Genomic DNA, 20,772 nt, shown 5'->3' with positions numbered 1-20,772 from the left:
CCTTAATCAAAGATACCACGCTTGCATTTGTTTTGGCTGTTGCAGAAATTTTCACCATTGCAAAGCAAATTGCCAGTGCCCAAACCACGATGTTACCTTTCGTTATAGCAGGGATATTCTACTTCGTCTTCAATTTTATAGTGCAAACTTTTATGGAAAAACTCGAGATGCGTCTCAGCTACTACGATTAAAATAAAAGACCCCTTTCATATTTCTGAAGGGGGTCTAATTTTCACTCTGTATCCTTTGCTTATGATTTCAATTTTTTACATAAAATATATCCGTCATCAACAATAATTATTGCATCAATTTTCATGTCTCACGTGGTACATGCTCATACGCCCTATGCCATATCCATCAAGGGTTTGCGCGATTAAATACCCATAATTTTCCTCTGCAATTTTCTCAATTTTAGCTGATACTACTTTCGCCATTTTGGCTGTTGTTTTTTAATTATTTGTTAACGCTTTTATTTTCTGTGATATACACTTATACTTTTCACTCGGTATCGATCCCTCCAATAACGGATCCGCTGTTTCTGCCATCCATTTTGATGCGGTGGGTGCCCTGTAAATATCGCAGCTCTGGCCGGATCACAAAGTAGCATTACACAAAAGCCATTTGTAAATGCAGTCTACTCTTTTGCCAGCCTTTCAAAATTTTCATTTTAACTGTGCTTATTCCACAGGGCGAAAAAACCCTTCCTATTACATGCAGTTAACACGATCTATTTCGTTGTCGGCGAAACTGCTGCATGGGAGTTGGCAACAGATGTCGATTACAAAAATACAATCCCTCAACCCACTTCTGCAATAGCATTTATCCCCGCAAATCCCGAAGTCATGTATGCTATGGGAGATCGCTTGGCTCACGCCGGAGAGATGCCATTTGTCGTGGAAGTTGCCACAGATCCTAAAAACGAAGATAGAATGTTAGTCAGCGTCGGGGCTGCCAAAATTTTAGATGGTTTAAATTGTGGACTTTACTATTCTGAGGATGCGGGAAAAACCTTTGAGAAAGTGAACACCGGAATAGGGCCTTCTAGTAAAATAAGCCACATATGCTTTGACCCCATTGAAGAAGATACATTATGGGCTGCTTCTTGCGCGACAGGATTTTTCAAGGATACGATCCACTAATTTGGAATTTTGGTAAAATTAGCCAATAGGGTATCTGCTAATTTTATCGCAACAAAAAAGCCGCCTTTATAATTTAGGTGGCTTCCGTTTTCTTATCTATTTAATCGACGATTAATATCTGTTTGACGCTCCGTAGAATCTTTTAAAAATCCCTTCATCAATGCTTCAAAACCATCAATTACTACTTCTGGCTCTTTTTTAGGTTTGTTATAACGTGGTTTTGGACGTTCCTCCTGCTTCGGTTTTTCGAGAGCCTCTTTAATCGAAAGGGATATTTTGTTGTTTGTGAGATCGACAGTCAACACTTTAACTTTCACAACGTCTCCAATTTTAATTGCGTCTGCTATATTTTCTAAATATCCATGCGTAATATGGGATATATGCACTAATCCATTGTATGAGTTTGGTAGCGAAATAAATGCTCCAAATGGTTTAATTCCTGTAACTGTTCCTTCTAAGATTTGGCCAACTTCAATTTTTTCTGACATATTCAGCAATTCTCCTATACTTATTTTCTAATATCATACCACTATCTATGTAAATAGTAAAGTAAAAATTAGTTAAAAAATAGTTAATTTTTACTTTTTTTATTGTGTCGTGCTAAACCCCCGTAAAGCACGACTTTTATATAAACAAGTGTGAGTGTACAATTTTACCCCTCTCAACCTTTTTCCCCTGATCATCTCTAGGATGATACTCTTATTATTAGTAATTATTACATATAATATGTACTAATTTTTTCGCCAATTAATGGGTAAAATATTTTTTAGAAAAGGAGAATAATAAAATATGCAAACGATGAACAAATCCAAGTTGAAATTTACCCGTCTTAACAATCGCACCAAAGGCATTTTGTTTATACTAGTATCTGCTCTTAGCTTTGCACTTATGTCAGCTTGTATTAAAATAGTGGGGCCACTGCCAATATTTCAAAAAGTTTTCTTCAGAAATCTCATCAGTCTGTTTATTGCCACTGCCCTAGTGCTTAAACATAAAAGCAGTTTTGTTGGCAAACCCGAAAATCGAAAATATTTAATTTTGCGTGCAGTACTCGGAACAGCTGGAATAATTTTTAACTTCTATGCAATAGAGAAGCTTGTCTTATCCGATGCCACAATGCTCAACAAGTTATCTCCGCTATTTGTAATCTTATTTTCATACTTATTTTTAAAGGAACATATAAATCGAAATCAAATAGTCGCCATTACAATTGCCTTTTTAGGTGCGTTACTTATACTAAAGCCAAGCTTCAACTCGGATATGATCCCTGGTATTTCTGGAATATTAGGTGCTCTCAGCGCTGGTGCCGGCTATACTTGTTTGCGCATTTTAAAGACGGAGCCCTACTATAGAACAGTATTCGCATTTAGTGCTGTCTCCTGCGCTATAGTGCTTCCATTTGCAATATATTTTTATTTACCAATGACATCATTTCAATTCCTTACACTAATGCTGGCCGGAGTTTTTGCAACAATAACGCAATTTTCACTAACATTAGCATATTCCTTTGCACCTGCTCGCGAAATTTCAATTTTTGACTATAGCAATATAATCTTCTCTGCAATCATCAGCTATTTCTTGTTTTACGAATTACCCGATATCCTAAGCGTTATAGGATATTTTGTAATCTTCGGAGCTTCATTATATATGTTTCTATATCAGAAAAACAACACTTCCTCAAAAACTTCTTAACATATAGTTTTCATGGGCAGCTATCTATCACCTAGTACGTGCGTATACCTCCTTTGCCTCTTTGTATATCCCGCATCTTTTATTGCCGTTGCATCTGTATCTTCTACTTTTGCAATTGCAATCGCTACCGCATAATACTTACCCCCCTCTCCCTATTTATTTACATATAAATGTTTATAATAGAAAGAAAAATAGGAGGATCTAATATGATTTACAATATTTATGACTTTGGAGCCAAAGGAGATAGTTTAACCGATGATACCGATAGTCTTCAACAAGCAATCGATAAATGTTCTTTTGAAGGTGGCGGCATAGTATTAGTTGACGATGGCACTTTCAAAGTGGGCACTATTTATTTTAAAGATGATGTCACCATTGAAGTGGGTATACGYGGCAAAATTATTGCTCAAACTGAACGACATTTTTATAAAGATGACACTCACCATCAGATGTATACTAGAGAGACCCATATGGATAAGTGCCTTTTCTTTGCCAAAGAGTGCAAAAATATTGGACTTACTGGCAGAGGGGAAATTGATGGATGCGGCAGTGAGTTTAAGAAATTTAGGCCTATGCTTTTCAGATATCTTGATTGTGAAAACATCCGCATTACTAATATCAAGTTGCGCAACCCTGCATCTTGGACGAATGCTTTCATTGGCTGCAATAATATTTGGGTTGATGGTATTGACATCAAATCTCGCGCTAACAACAATGGGGATGGCCTTGATTTTGATGGTTGTGAAAATGTTTTTGTCTCCAATTGCAAATTTGATTGCAGCGACGATTGTATTTGTCTGCAAAATTCATACTTTGACCGCGTTTGTAAAAATATTGTCGTTACTAATTGCATCTTCTCTAGCAGATGGGCAGGCATGAGAATCGGACTTCTTAGCTGTGGACCAATTGAATTTCTGACTGTAAGCAATTGTATTTTTTCTAATATTGATTGTTCTGGACTAAAAATTCAATCTGCAGAAGGATCAAATGTATCTCATATGACATTTACCAACTTAGTTATGAACAATGTTCAGCGCCCTATTTTCATGACTGCCAATAAATTTCGCGAAAAAACTAATACAGAAACTGCGATAGAAACTCCGTCTGTTATCTCTGACATGACTTTTAGCAATATTATTTCTCGCAGCTACGATAAAAATAAACAACTACTAGTAGAAAACCAACCGTCATGCATCGTTCTCGACTGCGAGGGTGATAACACCATTAGCGATATTGTCATTAAAAATGTCACTATGCAAACTTATGGAAAACAGGACTCACCATTTTTAAACGATTACTCTAAAATTCCAACACATAGCAATATCCGTGGCGAATGCAAAAATTATCATGGCAACCTTCCGGCTTCTGCACTTTTTGCAAGAAATATCAAAAATTTACACTATAGTGGACTACAAATTTCTGAAAAACATAAAACTCATAATAAAGATATTTGTATTATCTGATTCAAATAAGGAGAGCTCAATGAAATATTTATCTGATTTTAATATCCTACCTTCATTTACAACTATACAAACAGCAGCCATTCAAGATGCTATCAATCAAACAAGTGCCGCTGGAGAAATTTTGGTTTTTAACAAAGGAACGTATCTTACAGGTTTACTAGAAATGAAAGACAATACTKCAATAGAATTTGAAACTGGCACTGCCATTATAGGCTCAAGTCAGCTATCAGACTACGAAGGATCTGCAGAATTATTTGTAGATGCTGTTGGCTCTCAACGCGGTCGTTGTCTCCTATATGCGCATAGCAAACAAAATATTTCGTTAAAAGGCAGCTGTGTAATCGATGGTAGACTTCATAATTTTAGCAAAGATTTACCAGGATATGCCAAGCGACCATTTTTGCTCAATTTTATAAACTGTAAAAATATTACTTTAGATGGAATTTTGTTTAAAAACTCACCTGCCTGGATGCTCTGTATTTCTAAATGCAATGGATTTACTATCGAAAACGTTACCATTTTCAGTAGAACTGGAGGCAATAACGACGGCATAGATATAAATTCATCTCAAAATGGTGTAATTCGAAATTGTGTTATCGATACTGATGACGATGCTGTTTGTATAAAAAGCACTTACGATTCTCCATGTGAAAATATTTTAATCGAAGATTGCATGCTTTGCACAAACTGGGGAGCATTTAAAATTGGAACCGAATCWATGGGCGATATAAAAAATATCCATATCCGAAACTGCTTTATGCACGATGTTAAGGGTGGTGCGATCAAAATACTTTCAGCAGATGGAGCAAATATTTCTGATATTGTCGTAGAAAATATAACATTCTTGGATGTTACGGGACCTATTTTTATTACTAACGGAAACCGTTTACGCAGCTACTATGAAACGAACACTCGCACCGTTGCTGGAAAAATTTCTAATGTTACGATTAAAAATATATCTGGCAATGTAAAAAATGCATTAAAACATGATGCATCCAAAGTACTAAATCCGCATCCAGCAGTAATTGCTATGACAGGTATGGCAAATACCAAATTAGAAAACATTACTCTTAGTAATATCGATTTGATATTTGAAAGTGGTGAATTTACCGCATCAGAAAAAATCTCAGAAATAGGTTCGGGATATCCGGAATTTAATCGTATTGGCATTCCACCGGCTTCAAAGATTTTTGCAATAAATATTGATAACTTGATAATGGATAATGTTAGCATTGAATTGGAGAATACTTCTAGTTTACCAGAAGTCATATTGGAGAATGTTAATAAATAGGTAGCAATCACTCTGCTACTAAATGCATGTGAAAGGAGGTGCAGAAATGGCTCCATCATCAAATGATAAGAAATCAGAAAAAAAAGTAGCAGATGCTCAAAAAGAAATTAACAGTCCTGTTGCTGCCGCGAAACAGAAGAAGCTCGCCATTGCCGTCATAGGCATAGCAATCCTCGTATTGGCAGTTTTGGGTTCATATGTTTTTTTGATGAAAGTAAGCGAGATACAATTTCAAGATTTCAGTGATTTAATTATCTTTGCGTTAATTATTCTGGGYGCCAAATTTATTTTTGGACTAGCAATATACTATTCTTTTGYTCTTCTTAAAAGAAACTCAAAATTGAAAAGTGGYCCACTATTTCTTCTCAGAGTAATAGCAACAATAATTTCTACTTTTCTTAGCATCTGGATAGCAGCATACTTTACCCCAGGTATCATGATTCCGACAAAAGGAGTTATCGGACTAGCAATAATTATTATTATTGCTGAAATGGTAAACACATTCCTTGAAAAGCTTGACAAATAAAAATAACCCCCTATGTTTCACATGCAGCATAGGGGAATTTTTACAAACGCACTGCTATTTGAATAGCAATTTAAATATTGTAATCTATTACCGATACTCCGTTAGTTACTTCTCTCAAAAATTCTAAGATTGGTCCAGTATGATATGGATGATCCAAATAAGACTGTAAATCTTGTTCTGAATCAAAACATGCTTCTATAGATATATCAAAAGAACGAGGGCTAGGTTTTATATTAACTCCCACTTCTAAAGTTTTAATTAGAGCRATATTCTCTTTCATAGAAACTAGCAACTCTCTAAATTCCTCTGTCTTTGCTTTTGATTCTTCTTTCATTTTCATTAATACTATATGCTTTACCATTTTTATTTCTCCTTAGATATATTTAGTTTACAAAATAGTTTAACGCCAATTTATATCCCGCAGTACCCAGTCCAGAAATTACCCCTACCGCTGCAGCTGCAGTTACACTGTGTGCTCTAAAACTTTCTCGTTTATAGATATTGGAAATATGCACTTCTATCACATCAATGCTAATACTCTTTATTGCATCTGCAATAGCATAGCTAGTATGACTATATGCACCAGGATTAATTATAATTCCATCYATTTTATCATGATAGCATTTTTGCAAATGATCAATTATTTCACCTTCACAATTTGACTGAAAGAAAGATAACTCTATCCCATTTTTGTGTGCAAATGCCTCTAAGCCTGCTTCTATATCTGATAAAGTTTCATGTCCATATATATGGGGTTCTCTAGTTCCTAAAAAATTTAAATTAGGTCCATTTATTATACAAATTTTCATTTTTTATACTCCCATTAACTCAATAATCTTCTCTACAACTTCGGTAACGTTCAAATTTTTAGTACATACTTGCATAGAGCTCACACCTTCATATGCCTCTTTTCGATCTGCTAATCTTTGTGCTAAACTCTCTTTTGTATCAACTAATGGACGATTGGCGTCATCTTTAATTCGCTCATAAAGTGTATCAATATCATTTTTTAAATAAATGCATCGCTTTTTTGATAAATATTCTCTACTAGAAGTATTCGTTAAAATCCCTCCACCAGTAGCATATACCTTTGGTAGATCATCGCATTGACTTAATGCCTTAAACTCTAGTTCTCTAAAGTAATCTTCACCATAATTTGCAAAAATTTCTTTGATAGCAACTTTTTCTGTATCTTCTATATAATTATCAATATCTACAAACGGTATATTTAAAGTTTTTGCTAGTAATTTACCAACTGTACTTTTGCCTGCTCCCATAAATCCTATCAAATAAATTGACTCTTGCTTTAATTTTAGAATAGATTCTAATTTTTTATAAATAGTAGCCATTATCGTCGCAGGATATATTCGTTCTTGCCATATTTCTTGAGCCTTAATAGCCTGAGCAACTAACATGTATAATCCATTAACTGCAATTAACCCATTTGTCTTAGCAAGTTTTAAGAAATTGGTTTCTAAAGGATTGTATATCAAATCCACTGCAGCGCTAAAGCACTTAATTTTATCTTCACTAATAGGACTCGCCTCACAATTAGGATACATTCCAACCGGTGTTGTATTAATAACGCAATATGCTTTTTCTAGTTCTTCAAATTCCGCATAATCAATAATTTTTATGTTTTTAAAATTCTCTGCTGCCTTAGTTTTATTTCTTGTTACCAAAACTACCTTAGTTGCACCGTGATCGAGTAAATAACATACCACACTCTTTGCAGAACCACCTGCTCCCAAGACATAAAAATCATTTGCTTTCACAACTACGTTACCAAACTCTAGCATTTCGCCAATTCCAAAATAATCCGTATTATAACCAAATGCTCTGTCACCAACTATTTTAATAGTATTTACTGCTCCAATTTTATGAGCCTCTTCAGAAATTTTATCCAGCTGYGGAATAACAYTTTCCTTATAGGGAATAGTCACATTTAGTCCATCYATATCCATAGACTTCGCAGCCTCTACTACAGAATTTATTCTATTTTTGTGAATTTGATTTAATACATAACTAGCTTTTAAATTTACYAATTCGAAAAAATGTTCATGAATTTCTGGCGATAAGCTATGAGATAATTTTTCACCTAGCAAACCATAYTTTTTTGCTGCAAGCTTTGGAATATTACTTTCAATTTCCAAAATATGCGATTGATATTCTTTGCTTATTTCCATTAAATAAACTAGCATTTTTCTTGCATAAGGCTTCAAACCAGCATTCTGAAGCAGCTCCAAATTATTCTGAATAATCTCATCTTCTCTTTCTGGCTGAAAAATTGGCATATCATTTTCCAACTTAAACTTTGCAACTTCTATCACACATTCCATTCGTTGTACAAATAGCTGCATAAGCTCTTTATCTATCTGATTGATTTGCCCTCTTGCTTGTTCAAGATTCATCTACGACCTCCTAAACATTTTTGTTATAAAATCCTAGTATTTTGAAATCTTTAGTAATTTCACTAATATTCTCAAATGCATTTTTTATATTGTAATCATCTTTATTACCTTCTATATCAATATAAAAACAATAAGAAAACGTACCGTCACCCACTGGCCTTGATTCAATTTTTGACATATTTATTTTTGATTTAGCGAATTCTTCTAATATATGATATAAGCTTCCTATTTTRTGTGGAATTTCAAATAAAATGGTCATCTTGTTACTAAACTGATTACTTTCAGCTTCTTTTGATACAACAATAAACCTAGTCCAATTTTCTTTATTATTCTGAATATTAGACTCAAGAATTTCTAGATTATATAGTTCGGCAGCTCTTTTGCTGGCAATAGCAGCATTTGTCTTTTTTGCTTCCTTTTTTACATACTCTGCCCCTATTGCAGTATTATGATATGCCACATGCTTTACATTAGGTAACCTTTTCAAAAAAATTGTACTTTGCTCAAATCCTTGAGGGTGTGAAAATATATGAGTTATGTCGTCGATAGCTGCTCCTGATATTCCCAACAAATTATGTTCAACTTTTACGCTTGTTTCTGCAGTTATATAATAACCATATTTCTTTAACAGATCATAATTTTGTACAATAGAACCCGTCGTAGAATTTTCTATAGGTAAAATTCCATAATCTATTTCATCATTTTTTAATGCCGCAAAAACATCTTCAAATTCCTTATAATATTTTGTATTTTTTTCATTTCCAAAAAGTTGAATTAGTGCTTGCTCACTATAAGAACCTGGCACACCCTGGTAACCAACAATCATAAATTTTCCCATCCTATTCATTTAATAATTCAAGTATTGCAATTGCAGCAATCGCTTCTATAACTACAACAGCGCGCTGAACAATACATGGATCATGTCTTCCTTTAATTTGCAATTTTACTTCCTCTTTAGTTTCAATATTAACAGTATCCTGCTCTTTAGCAATTGATGGAGTTGGCTTAATAATAACTTCAAAAATAATTGGTGAACCATTTGTAATTCCACCCAAAATTCCTCCATTATTATTAGTTTTTGTTGCCACTACTCCATCTTTTATATAAAATTCATCGTTTGCTTCACTTCCATAAAACTCAGCAAATTTGTCTCCTGCGCCAAAATCAATTCCTTTTACTGCAGGCACCGAAAAAGCCAGATGAGCAATTATGCTCTCTACTGAATCAAAAAATGGATTTCCCAGTCCAGCAGGAATTCCTACAACAGCGCACTCAATTTTTCCACCCACAGAATCACCATCTGCTTTTGCATTTAAAATTTTAGCACGCATATTTTCTATTTTGGAGTCGTCAATTACAGGCAATTCCTTTTTCAAAAGTACACCGAAATCATCTGAGCTTACAGATTGACTATCAAATTTTGTATCTTTAATAGAAGCAATTTGAGATATATGTGCGCCTATTGTTATTCCTTTTTTATCCAATATCTGCTTTGCAACTGCTCCTGCAAACACTAAAGGTGCAGTAATTCTCCCAGAGAAATGTCCGCCTCCTCTATAATCATTGAACCCAGCATATCTAATGTTTCCCGTATAGTCTGCATGACCTGGACGCATATTAGTTTTTAAAATGGAGTAATCTTTAGAGTGAGTATCTGAATTTTTGATTAATGCACACAAAGGTGCTCCCGTAGTATGATTTTCCCATATTCCACTTTGAATTATTGGCAAATCACTTTCTTTTCTAGCGGTAGAAAGCTTATCTCGTCCAGGAGCTCTTCTTTCCATTTCTTTTTCTATTTGCTTAAAATCYAATTCAATTCCTGCAGGAAGTCCACCAATTACCACTCCAATGCCTGCTCCATGTGATTCTCCAAATATAGAAATTCCAATATTTTTTCCAAATGTATTATTCATAGACTGCCTCCAGATACTCTATCTTGCCTCCCAAACTTTGATAGTCTTCCCAAAAAGCTGGATATGATTTAGAAACGCATTCGTAATCTTCCAATATAACTTCATTTTCACAAACTGTCGCTGCAATAGCAAGTGTCATAGCAATTCTGTGATCCTTATGACTCGAAACTACTTTTGTTAAATTGAATTTGTCCACACCTTCAATTTTTAAACTATCTGGCAATTCCTGTATCTTAGCACCTAACTTAGAAAGCTCCATATTTATTGCCGCTAATCTATCACATTCCTTTATACGCAATCTAGCAACATTGTTAATTTCATTTTTGCCCTTACATAATGCCAAAACTAATGCCATAATAGGCACAATATCAGGACATTCCGAACCATCCATCACTATATTGTCTAATTTAGATTTTTTAGCTCTCACTGTTGTAGATGTTATTTCCACTTCTGCTCCGATTTGTTTTAAAAGTGCCACAACCTCTTTATCTGCCTGATAAGAATTGATATTAATATTTTTAACAACTATATCATTGCCCAATGCTCCTGCAGCTAAAAAAAAGGCCGCTTGAGAAAAATCTCCTTCTACTTTATAATTGATAGCCTTATAATTTTGTTTTCCTTCTATTATAAATGTTTCATAGTTTTGATTTTCTACTTTAATACCAAACATTTCTAGCATTTGCAATGTTAAGTCAATATACCCTATAGACTCTAGCGGAGTGGTCAATACAATTTTAGAATCTTTATCTAATAAAGGTAACGCAAAAAGTAATCCACTTATAAATTGTGAACTTATATCTCCACGAATAGCAAATGTATCTGCTTTAATTTCTCCATGGATAGTTAAGTCTAACTCATCATCCTCATACGAATACTCTATTGCCTGCTTATCAAAAATTTCATAAAACGGTGTTAATGGACGTTTGCCTAAATTTCCTTGCCCTACAAATCTTACGCTCTCTGCAAACAAGGTAGCTAATGGAACAAAAAATCTAAGTGTTGAGCCAGATTCATTACAATCAATAATGGCATCGTTTACTGCTTTTCCTTGAATTCCTGTAATATATAATGTGTTACTTTCTTCTTTTATATTAGCTCCTAATGCCTTTACTGCACTAATAGTTGCAATAATATCATCAGAATAATCAATGTTCGAGATAATACTCTCCCCAGAGGAGAGACTTGCACAAATTATTGCTCTGTGTGCAAGGCTTTTAGATGGCGGTATTTCTACTTCACCTTTTAATATAGTAGGCATCAATTTTATTCGACTCATTTATAAACCTCTAAAAAATGTTACATCTGTTTTATATATATAAGCCTTACCAATTTTTTCTAATAAAACTACATTTAAATTGGAATCTAGATTTTTCTTATCAAGTTGCATCACCGATAATATTTCCTCTTTATTTATTTTTGGCATTTCAGTAGGCAGTTCATATTTTTTTAACAACTGCAGAATTTTTTTATGAGTTCCACTAACAGTAAGTCCCATTTCTTCACTTATACCAGTGATCGCATTCATGCCAATAGAAACACCTTCTCCATGAGTATATTCCTCATATCCACATACTGTTTCTATCGCATGACCTATTGTATGTCCAAAATTCAAGATCATTCTTTCGCCTGTATCTCGTTCATCCATTTCAACTATTTCTTTTTTAATATTGCAACACCTATAAATTATTTCAGCAAAACTTGATTCCAATTTTTCAATATCTTCCACATTATTCAAAATATTAAATAGTTCTTCATCTTTAATCAATGCGTATTTAATCACTTCTGCTAAGCCATCTCGTAAAAATCGTTTATCTAAAGTTCCAAGTACCGTTGGGTCCACTATAACAAGAGAAGGATGATAGAAGCTACCCACTAAGTTTTTTCCAGCTGGTAAATCAATTGCTACTTTTCCACCCACACTTGAATCCACCTGTGCTAGTAGCGAAGTTGGTATTTGAACAAATTTTACGCCTCTCAAATAAGTTGATGCCAAAAATCCTGCTAAATCTCCAACCACACCTCCACCAAGAGCAACTATAGCATCACTTCTAGTGATTTTCGCTTCTACAAGATCGTTATATAACGATGTTAATACATTTAGATTTTTACTTTTCTCTCCGGCCTTTATTATTTTTAGGGTTACTTCAACCCCTTCTTTAGCGATAGTTTCTTTTACGGACATTGCATAATGCCTTATAACATTTGAATCTGTTACTATAAATATCTTTTTTGCACTTGGAATATGACGTCTAATTAAAAAACCTGCAGATTCTAAAAGAGCAGATTCTATATATATTGGATAAGTATTTTCACCTAAATTAACAATAATCGTTTTCACAAATTCTCTCCTCACTTTCTCAATAAATTATATTTCACGTCCAACCACTGGAGCAATAACACGCAATTTATCAATCAGTTCACCAAATTCTGCCGGAGTAATTGATTGCTGTCCATCACATAACGCCTGTGCAGGATTATTATGCACTTCTATAATTAGACCATCTGCTCCCACAGCAATAGCAGCTTTTGATAGTGGATCAACCATCCAATTTAATCCTGCTGCATGACTTGGATCCAATATTATTGGAAGATGGCTAAGTTTTTTTACAACCGGTACGGCACTAATATCGAGAGTATTTCTTGTATAATTTTCTACAGTTCTAATTCCACGTTCACATAAAATTACATTATCGTTCCCACCTGCCATGATATACTCTGCCGACATAATCCATTCTTCTATTGTTGCGGCCAAACCTCTCTTCAGTAAAATAGGTTTATTAATTTTTCCTAACTGCTTCAGAAGATCGAAGTTTTGCATATTTCTTGCCCCAACTTGAATTATATCCACATCATCCGCAAAGGTATCAATCATATCTGTTGACATAATTTCTGTTACAATTGGTAATCCAGTTTCTTGCCTAGCAATTTTAAGAAATTTTAGACCCTCAAGTTCTAGACCTTGAAAGCTATATGGAGAAGTTCTCGGTTTAAACGCCCCACCTCTTAATGCTGTTGCGCCAAGCTTTTTTACTTCCCTCGCAATCGCAACAATTTGCTCTTCTGTTTCTACGGAACATGGACCCGCAATTAGTGTTAAAGTTTTTCCACCGATTTTTTTGCCACATACATCGATGATCGTATCTTCTGCTTTAAATCTACGATTAGCACGTTTAAACGGCTCTTGTATAATCATAACTCTTTCTACAAGAGGATTTGCTTGCCATTTATTTCTATCTATTTTAGTAGTATCACCAACGAGCCCAATTATAGTTTGACCTGTACCTTCCGTAATCCTAGCATTTACACCCAGGTGCTCAATTTCCGAAACTAACCCTTCTATTTCTAACCTCGACAAATTAGATCTTAATATTATTACCATTTCGTCACCCCTTATAATTTAGTTGTTATAGTAAAAAAAGAGACCCCCAAATCGGGAGCCTCCTTCATACTTAGAAATATATAAGGACAAGTTTAAGCTAACTCGATAAGGTTATTTTTGCACACAACTATTAGACTATATTCATAGCCATAATAAAAGCCAAAAAATTGTGTAACAAATACTCTCATTGAGCTAGACATAAAATTTCCTCCTTTTCTAATTTTTCACCATCATGAATTTAATTATAAAGAATTTTTTTTATATGTCAAGAGTCACCTATTTTATTTTGGCTCTACTCTAAGAGTAATTACTTAGATAAATAGCCACCATCAACAGGGATTACTGCACCTGTTACATAATTTGCAGCTTCAGATGCCAAAAATACAGCAACACCACCAATGTCTTCCGGTTTTCCCCATCTTTCCATTGGGATTCTTGCAAGAATTTGCGAATTTCTATCTGGATTGTTTATAAGAGCTACATTCATTTCTGTATCCATATATCCTGGAGCTATTGCATTTACATTCACACCACGACCAGACCATTCATTTGAAAATGCTTTTGTAAGCTGAGCCACTCCACCTTTACTTGCTGAATAAGCTGGTACAGTTTGACCACCAAAAAAGCTTAGCATAGATGCCATGTTTATAATTTTACCAGAACCAGCTTTAAGCATCTCACGACCTGCAAGCTGACACAAAGTAAACACTGCTGTCAAATTTATCTGAATAACGTCTAGCCAATCTTCATATAAAAAGTCTTCGCATTTATTTCTACGTTGAATTCCAGCGTTATTAACAAGAATGTCAATTTTTCCACCTAAATTTTCAAGAGCCTCTGCAAATCCTTTTTCAAGAGCTTCTTTTTTAGATATATCACATTCTACGCCCCAAACATTATATCCTTGAGCTTTAAAATCAGCAACAGCTTTAGCAAGAGCATCTCCAATTGCTATAATACAAACATCTGCTCCTGCTTCTAGCATAGATTTTGTAATTCCAAGACCTAATCCTTGACTTCCACCAGTAATAATCGCTTTTTTTCCTTTTAAACAAAAAATATTTGCCATTTCTGCCTCCGAAAATTAAAATTTAAATAATACTTTCATGGCTCCAGTTCCAGGAGTTAAAAGAAGATCAAATCCCTCTTGTGCTTGTTCTACAGGAAGAACATGGGTAACAAGCTTTTCAAACATAGGCTCATCTTTTGCAAGTTCAACTGCAATTTCATAGTCTTTGTCACGATATACTCTTACGAATTCAAATGCAACTTCCTTAAACATTCCTTCGTTTACAGGGAACATTGTAGGAGTTTTATATCCAGCAACAATAACGATTTTTCCACGTACTTTACTTGCTTTAATAAGTTGTGCCGCAACAGGCTCCACTCCAGCACAGTCAAATACAAAATCAAATCCATTGCCACCAGTTTTTTCTGCTTTAAGAGCTTCTAGGTCTAAACCTTTTGCATCTCTTAGATCAAACCCAAAATCTTTACCCATCGCAATTCTTTTGTCATCAGCTTCGATAATAGTCAAGTTTGTACATCCAAATTTTTTAAGCACAAATGCTATTGCAAGACCAATAGGACCGCCGCCAAAAACAACTGCATTATCGCCAGGCTTATATCCAGGTTCGCGCACAGAATGCACTGCCACTGCTATAGGCTCAATCAATGCACCTAATTCATCAGACATTTCATCGCCTAATTCGTATAATTTATTTTCGTCCACTACTACATACTCAGACATAGCACCATCACGATCTATACCAACTAAACGCAAAGTATTACAAACATGCTGGTCTCCCGAATTGCATGGCACACAGTCTCCACATGAATAAATTGGATTTACTGTAACTTTTGTCCCTTTTTTGAAAATTTTTCCATCTTCTTCGACAACACCAGAAAATTCATGTCCAAAAACAAGAGGAGCCTTAGCTCTAGGGTGAGTACCTTTATAAATACCCAAATCTCCGCCACAAATGCCGGCACGATTAACCTTTACAAGTACTTGACCTTCTTTTGGAATAGGCTTATCTATTTCCACAACTTCAAGCATTTTTGGTCCTTTATACACTATTGCTTTCATAACTATCTCCAATCTAAATAATTATAATTTATTTATTGGATAAAGAATTGCTTCACCTTTTACAAAACGGCAAGCCTCTTCTGCTACTTTCGTTTTTAGTTCTTTAGCAGATTGCTCAGAATACCAAGCCATGTGCGGACTAATCAAAAAGTTTTCCAATGCAAATAATTTATTTCCAGGATTCATAGGCTCTGCTAAAACAACATCAAGAGCAGCTCCTGCTATCATTTTTTCAACTAAAGCAGTATACAGATCATCTTCGTTTACAATTCCACCACGAGATACATTTATTAAATACGAACTATCTTTCATCTTCTTGAATACATCCAAATTGAATACATTCTCAGTAGATTCATCAAATGGAGTATGGATAGAAAGTATATCAGACTCTTTCACTAAAGTTTCAAAATCAACAATTTTTACTCCATCAGCAATATCAACTGTCTCTCCTACTTCATATGCTATATCACAAGCAATTATTTTTACACCAAAGCCACTTAATCTTTTTGCAAAAGTTTTTCCTATGCGTCCAATTCCAAATATACCTACAGTTAATCCAGGTATTCTAGATATAGGAATTGCTCTTACATAGTCCCATTTAACATTTTTTGTATATTCATTCATTAAGCACACTTTACGAATAAGCGCCATCATCATTGCAACTGCCTGATCAGCAACCTCATTCATCCCATAGTCTGGGACATTGCATACCTGCACACCAAATTCGGTAGCAGCAACAACATCAACATTATTAACGCCAACACCATATCTTACAATTTGTTTGATTTCAGGTGAAAGCGCCTCTAATACCTTGCGGGTAAAAGGAGCATATTGATTTGTAAAAACGCTATAACCTTTACATTGATTGATCAAATCATCTTCTGTCTTGCATTGTTTAAGTTCATATTCTACACCATTTTTATTAAAAACAGCTATTTCCTCATTTAAATTAGCGTGATCATTATCAGTGATAATTACTTTCATTGTTTTTCCTTCTCCATTTTTTCAAAGTTAAAACTTACACCAGTTCCCGGTATTTTACTTGGAACAAGATCTCCACCTTTAACAATACGTGGCTCATTTGTATATAAATATATTGGGAAGCTATGATATTCAACAAGTCCTGGATTATCAACAGCACCAAGAACATTTACATGCAATTCTTGCATTCCATGTGAATTTACATTTCGTCCACGTACTTTTGCAAGATGCGCAACGTCAAAAAATCCTGTTATACCACAAACATTAGAACAATCTGGTATAATTTCAGAAACCTTGCCAATATCAAAAGCTAACTCATGTTCATAAGCAGTGTGCAAATTTTCACCCATAGCAATAGGGATTATTGTGTTTTCTGAAATTTTAGCATAATCTTTATATTTGTCAGGATTTGTCGGTTCTTCAAACCAAGCGATATCATATTTTTCAATATTCTGAGCAAAACGAATTGCAGTATCTGGATGCATTACCATATTTGCGTCGACAGCAAACCAAGCATCTTTTCCTACAAGTTTACGCACAGCCTCTACACGATCAATATCTTCTACTAAATTTTCTCTTCCGACTTTAATTTTGACTCTGGTATGTCCTTCTTTTAGCTTAACATCCAAACTTTCTAGTAATTCTTTTTCTGTAAGCATTAAATCAATACCGCCATGATACGTTTTTACAGTTGACTGCCTTGTACCAAACACATCTGCAATAGCCAAATTCGCTTCTTTTAACGAAGCATCCCATATGGCAATATCCAACGCCGATATCACAAATGATGCAATTCCGCCACGCGCTACATAATGAATCGCATTATTCATATCTAAGTTCATTTGTCTAAATTCTTCATAACCAAAATGCTTAGATATTCTAGGAAGTTCTTTGCCAATCATTTTGGGTGCAAGATCAATTTCTAGCATTTTAGCAATAGCAATACCACCTATACCTCCTGTATAAGTGTATCCAACGCCTTTTGTTCCTTCACTAGTAATAACTGTTGCAAGAACAACTTCAAAATAATCATGTCTTCCGTGAAGAGCATCCACAAGATTTCCTATTAAAGGAAGTTTATAATAATCAACTTTTATATCTGAAATCTTACTCAATTAATTTGCCACCTTTTCAAATTCTTTTTTTAAATCTCAGCACACTCTTAATTGAAGCAACTGAGATTTATAAATTTATATTTCCAAAAAAAACAGCTTATTAATAATTATAATTTAGATATACCATTTTCTTTTGAAGATAGCCTTCAAGACCATACTTACCATCTTCTCCACCTAAACCACTCTTTTTATATCCATTATGGAAACCATTTAATAATTCACCATTTTCACGATTAATATATAGCTCTCCAAATTCAAGTTTTTGAGTAGCAATCATAGCATTTTTTACACTATCAGAGAACAAATAAGCAGATAAGCCATATTCGCAGTCATTTGCATATTTAATAGCTTCTTCCAAAGAAGAAATCTTCATCATAGCAACCATAGGTCCAAAAATTTCTTCTTGCATCAAAATATTTTTATTATCCGAAACCTCTAATACAGTAGGATAGAACCAATTTCCCTCAGCTGTAGGTACATTGTCCGCAGTCATTTCGTAAACTACTTTTCCACCTTGTTCAATAGATTTTTCTTTCATTTCTTTAAGCTTTGCAACTTCTGCTTTCGAAACTTTTGGGCCAATAGTGGTATTGGCATCAGTTGGATCGCCAACGATATATTTTTTAGAATGTTCAACAAACTTATTTTTAAATTCGTCATATACTTTTTCATGAACATACATTCTCTCATTACACGTACAAATTTGACCGCAGTTATCATATCTAGCCACAGCTGCACATCTCGCCGCTTTATCAATATCAGCATCATCCATTACAATAAACGGTGCTTTTCCACCAAGCTCCAAATGCACATCTACAACATTTTCTGCAGCAGCCTTAAATACTTCAATTCCAGCTCCCGTAGAACCAGTCAATGTTACCAACTGAGTAATTTCATTTCTAACAAGAGCATCTCCACAAACGCGTCCAGAACCGGTTACAAAACTTAGAACGCCTTTTGGAATAGAACTCTCTTTTTCAATAAATTCAGCAAACTTCATAACTGTAAGTGGAGTCTCAGAAGGAGGCTTAACTACCATCGTATTTCCACAAACAAGAGCATTACCGATTTTTCTTGCAGCAAGAGCAAGAGGGAAGTTCCAAGCTACAATACCAACAACAACTCCATAAGGAACTCTAGTAATAAATGCATGCTCGTTTTCTAATTCGCTTGTTATAACTTCGCCTTCTACACGTCTTGCAGATTCCACTGCATAACGTAAGAATTTAGCTGAGACTGCCACTTCACCTTGCGCTTGGGCTAAAGTTTTGCCATGCTCGTTTGTCAATAATTTTACAAGCTCATCACTATGTCTATCAATAATGTCTGCAAGTTCACTCACATATTCTGCTCTTTTAACAAAAGTCAGACTTGCCCATGCGTCTTTTGCCGCCTGTGCTGCTTCTAAAGATACTCTTGCATCTTCTTTTGAAAAGCTTGGTACTGTTCCAACTAATGAACCGTCATATGAACTGGTTACTTTGATTACCGCACCATCAGCCGCAGAAACTAATTTGCCATCTACTAAACATTTTAATTCTATCATTGATATAAACTTCCCTTCTAAATTAGCAATTAATAAATTAAGATAAATTCCGATATCACAACAAATAATTTTCCCAAATTGAATACAATTTATTATTCGTATTTTTTTCTAGCAGCATAAATATCACGCTGTTTAGTATTGATATCAAAACGAACTAAGCAACCATAAGGACATCCTGGTTTGCCCAAGCTATGCGACATACCCCATTTCATCCCCTCTAAAGGATCATCTGTGATAATTTCGTCTGGTCTATATGGACCACAAGCTTCAGGTCCCCATTTAATTACTGACATGATTTGAAAATTAATACCATCCTCTGCAAACTGTAAAGTATTTTTTTCAACGCCATCAGTTCTTAAAAACGCTGCCATACCTTCTTTATATTGCCATAAACAAGTTTCATGCCCCGAATTAGTTATAGGATTATACTCGCTTCTAATATAAGGTCCCTCTATGCTATCAGCGATAGCTACACCCCATTTAGTTTCGCGACCTCCCATAAATATTTCTTCACCCATAGGCTCACCTTTATAATACAGATAAAACTTGTCTCTGTAATGGAATAATAAAGGATCATGCACTTTATGACTATCAAAGCTACCTTTTTTCTTTACCAAGAAACGGTTGTCCTCTTCAGTATCCCAAATTCCATCGCCAGTTGGACGTAAAATCGGCTCATCAGACTTTTGGAAAGGCCCTAGAGGATTATCACTCCACGCAATAGCGATGTTTTCAAAACTTCTATTTACATATGGGTGTTGTACTGTTTGATATACAAGATAATATTTTCCATCATACTTCATAACTTCAACAGTAAAGACACTTCTATCGTCATATCTACCAGCTTCACCACGAGTTACTGCCACGCCCTTTTCTTCCCAGACATAACCATCTTCCGATGTTGCAACCCAAATTTCAGAATAATCCCAAGGAAAAACTTTGGCATTTAAGTCTCCTGTATTGAACCCTACATGAGGRCCATAAGACTTAGTGTAATATACATAATATAGATTATCTACTTTAATTATACTACTAGGGTCACGTCTGTGAACACCTTCTTCTCTTTCGAGACCTTGGATCGGTTTTTCTACAAAATCACAAAACCATTTAGGTGATTGAAAATAATTTCTTTCTTCTGCTCGAATTGTTGCCAAACTTTTTTTCATGCTTTCCTCCAATTTTTTTTTAGAAATTTTAGACCTTAGTCCAATAATTCAAAAA

At 34.7% G+C, this 20,772-nt stretch carries 20 protein-coding genes and 1 pseudogene; 6 read left to right on the top strand and 15 right to left on the bottom strand.

Going from position 1 to position 20,772, the window contains the following annotated elements:
- Both EPU_RS13960 and EPU_RS08920 read left to right on the top strand, forming a co-directional pair.
- Positions 1-191: pseudogene (locus tag EPU_RS13960) on the top strand (amino acid ABC transporter permease); the annotation flags it as partial.
- A gap of 570 nt (positions 192-761) precedes the next feature.
- The gene (locus EPU_RS08920; protein WP_010168577.1) at positions 762-1,139 is read left to right on the top strand and encodes a beta propeller repeat protein; all 378 of its coding nucleotides are present in this window, start codon (positions 762-764) and stop codon (positions 1,137-1,139) included.
- A gap of 92 nt (positions 1,140-1,231) precedes the next feature.
- Here the strand turns inward: EPU_RS08920 and EPU_RS08915 are convergent, their stop codons facing one another.
- Entirely contained in the window at positions 1,232-1,627 is a 396-nt protein-coding gene (locus EPU_RS08915) for a S1 RNA-binding domain-containing protein (RefSeq protein ID WP_010168576.1), read from the bottom strand.
- A gap of 301 nt (positions 1,628-1,928) precedes the next feature.
- On the opposite strand from EPU_RS08915, the gene EPU_RS08910 reads away from it, so the two are divergent.
- The 4 genes from EPU_RS08910 (at position 1,929) to EPU_RS08895 (ending at position 6,111) form a co-directional block, all read left to right on the top strand.
- On the top strand, positions 1,929-2,831 hold the full coding sequence (locus EPU_RS08910; protein ID WP_010168575.1) for a DMT family transporter: 903 nt from the start codon (positions 1,929-1,931) through the stop codon (positions 2,829-2,831).
- Between the two features lie 206 nt (positions 2,832-3,037).
- Positions 3,038-4,294 carry a glycoside hydrolase family 28 protein gene (locus EPU_RS12100; protein WP_010168574.1) on the top strand — a complete coding sequence of 419 codons (1,257 nt, stop codon included), beginning with the start codon at positions 3,038-3,040 and terminating at the stop codon, positions 4,292-4,294.
- A 19-nt stretch (positions 4,295-4,313) separates the two neighbouring features.
- Complete coding sequence (locus tag EPU_RS08900) at positions 4,314-5,585, top strand: glycoside hydrolase family 28 protein (RefSeq protein ID WP_010168573.1); 1,272 nt, start codon at positions 4,314-4,316, stop codon at positions 5,583-5,585.
- Positions 5,586-5,631: 46 nt separating this feature from the next.
- Positions 5,632-6,111 carry a hypothetical protein gene (locus tag EPU_RS08895; protein ID WP_010168572.1) on the top strand — a complete coding sequence of 160 codons (480 nt, stop codon included), beginning with the start codon at positions 5,632-5,634 and terminating at the stop codon, positions 6,109-6,111.
- Between the two features lie 70 nt (positions 6,112-6,181).
- Here EPU_RS08895 and EPU_RS08890 read toward each other — a convergent pair whose 3' ends face one another.
- The 14 genes from EPU_RS08890 to EPU_RS12090 all read right to left on the bottom strand — a co-directional run bounded on the left by EPU_RS08890 (position 6,182) and on the right by EPU_RS12090 (position 20,717).
- Positions 6,182-6,472: a Dabb family protein gene (locus EPU_RS08890; protein ID WP_029488286.1), complete on the bottom strand. Its 291-nt coding sequence runs from the start codon at positions 6,470-6,472 to the stop codon at positions 6,182-6,184.
- Positions 6,473-6,494: 22 nt separating this feature from the next.
- A complete protein-coding gene (gene aroQ / locus EPU_RS08885; protein ID WP_010168570.1) occupies positions 6,495-6,920 on the bottom strand; it encodes a type II 3-dehydroquinate dehydratase in 426 nt (141 codons plus the stop codon).
- Between the two features lie 3 nt (positions 6,921-6,923).
- Complete coding sequence (aroE, locus tag EPU_RS12810; RefSeq protein ID WP_052296497.1) at positions 6,924-8,522, bottom strand: shikimate dehydrogenase; 1,599 nt, start codon at positions 8,520-8,522, stop codon at positions 6,924-6,926.
- Between the two features lie 10 nt (positions 8,523-8,532).
- Positions 8,533-9,348, bottom strand: a complete 816-nt coding sequence (gene pheA / locus EPU_RS08875) for a prephenate dehydratase (RefSeq protein ID WP_029488285.1) — start codon at positions 9,346-9,348, stop codon at positions 8,533-8,535.
- Between the two features lie 13 nt (positions 9,349-9,361).
- A complete protein-coding gene (gene aroC, locus EPU_RS08870) occupies positions 9,362-10,438 on the bottom strand; it encodes a chorismate synthase (protein ID WP_029488284.1) in 1,077 nt (358 codons plus the stop codon).
- Positions 10,431-11,717: a 3-phosphoshikimate 1-carboxyvinyltransferase gene (gene aroA, locus EPU_RS08865; protein ID WP_010168566.1), complete on the bottom strand. Its 1,287-nt coding sequence runs from the start codon at positions 11,715-11,717 to the stop codon at positions 10,431-10,433. Before aroA ends, aroC begins: the two co-directional genes overlap by 8 nt.
- Positions 11,718-12,779 carry a 3-dehydroquinate synthase gene (gene aroB / locus EPU_RS08860; protein WP_010168565.1) on the bottom strand — a complete coding sequence of 354 codons (1,062 nt, stop codon included), beginning with the start codon at positions 12,777-12,779 and terminating at the stop codon, positions 11,718-11,720.
- Between the two features lie 27 nt (positions 12,780-12,806).
- The gene (aroF, locus tag EPU_RS08855; protein WP_010168564.1) at positions 12,807-13,820 is read right to left on the bottom strand and encodes a 3-deoxy-7-phosphoheptulonate synthase; all 1,014 of its coding nucleotides are present in this window, start codon (positions 13,818-13,820) and stop codon (positions 12,807-12,809) included.
- 307 nt (positions 13,821-14,127) lie between these two features.
- On the bottom strand, positions 14,128-14,889 hold the full coding sequence (locus EPU_RS08845) for a glucose 1-dehydrogenase (protein WP_010168562.1): 762 nt from the start codon (positions 14,887-14,889) through the stop codon (positions 14,128-14,130).
- A 15-nt stretch (positions 14,890-14,904) separates the two neighbouring features.
- Positions 14,905-15,909, bottom strand: a complete 1,005-nt coding sequence (locus tag EPU_RS08840; RefSeq protein ID WP_010168561.1) for a zinc-dependent alcohol dehydrogenase — start codon at positions 15,907-15,909, stop codon at positions 14,905-14,907.
- Positions 15,910-15,930: 21 nt separating this feature from the next.
- Positions 15,931-16,893 carry a C-terminal binding protein gene (locus EPU_RS08835; protein ID WP_010168559.1) on the bottom strand — a complete coding sequence of 321 codons (963 nt, stop codon included), beginning with the start codon at positions 16,891-16,893 and terminating at the stop codon, positions 15,931-15,933.
- Positions 16,890-18,005: a mandelate racemase/muconate lactonizing enzyme family protein gene (locus tag EPU_RS08830; RefSeq protein ID WP_010168556.1), complete on the bottom strand. Its 1,116-nt coding sequence runs from the start codon at positions 18,003-18,005 to the stop codon at positions 16,890-16,892. Before EPU_RS08830 ends, EPU_RS08835 begins: the two co-directional genes overlap by 4 nt.
- Before the next feature lie 100 nt (positions 18,006-18,105).
- Positions 18,106-19,551, bottom strand: coding sequence for an aldehyde dehydrogenase (locus tag EPU_RS08825; protein ID WP_010168553.1), 1,446 nt, complete (start codon positions 19,549-19,551; stop codon positions 18,106-18,108).
- A gap of 92 nt (positions 19,552-19,643) precedes the next feature.
- Positions 19,644-20,717: a glycoside hydrolase family 117 protein gene (locus tag EPU_RS12090; RefSeq protein ID WP_010168552.1), complete on the bottom strand. Its 1,074-nt coding sequence runs from the start codon at positions 20,715-20,717 to the stop codon at positions 19,644-19,646.
- Positions 20,718-20,772: the final 55 nt, after the last annotated feature.

Origin of the sequence: Candidatus Epulonipiscium viviparus, from assembly GCF_000171335.1 — a bacterium.
Taxonomy (GTDB): Bacteria; Bacillota; Clostridia; order Lachnospirales; family Cellulosilyticaceae; genus Epulonipiscioides; species Epulonipiscioides viviparus.
The sequence above is the reverse complement of the archived record's forward strand: the minus strand, read 5'-3'. Positions and strand labels throughout refer to the sequence as shown.

Excerpts from the sequence above, each read along its gene's own strand:
- EPU_RS08835 (WP_010168559.1), bottom strand. The coding sequence starts at position 16,893 with ATGAAAGTAATTATCACTGATAATGATCACGCTAATTTAAATGAGGAA.
- EPU_RS08825 (WP_010168553.1), bottom strand. The coding sequence starts at position 19,551 with ATGATAGAATTAAAATGTTTAGTAGATGGCAAATTAGTTTCTGCGGCT.
- aroF (WP_010168564.1), bottom strand. The coding sequence starts at position 13,820 with ATGGTAATAATATTAAGATCTAATTTGTCGAGGTTAGAAATAGAAGGG.
- EPU_RS08840 (WP_010168561.1), bottom strand. The coding sequence starts at position 15,909 with ATGAAAGCAATAGTGTATAAAGGACCAAAAATGCTTGAAGTTGTGGAA.
- aroA (WP_010168566.1), bottom strand. The coding sequence starts at position 11,717 with ATGAGTCGAATAAAATTGATGCCTACTATATTAAAAGGTGAAGTAGAA.
- EPU_RS08910 (WP_010168575.1), top strand. The coding sequence starts at position 1,929 with ATGCAAACGATGAACAAATCCAAGTTGAAATTTACCCGTCTTAACAAT.
- EPU_RS08845 (WP_010168562.1), bottom strand. The coding sequence starts at position 14,889 with ATGGCAAATATTTTTTGTTTAAAAGGAAAAAAAGCGATTATTACTGGT.
- EPU_RS08915 (WP_010168576.1), bottom strand. The coding sequence starts at position 1,627 with ATGTCAGAAAAAATTGAAGTTGGCCAAATCTTAGAAGGAACAGTTACA.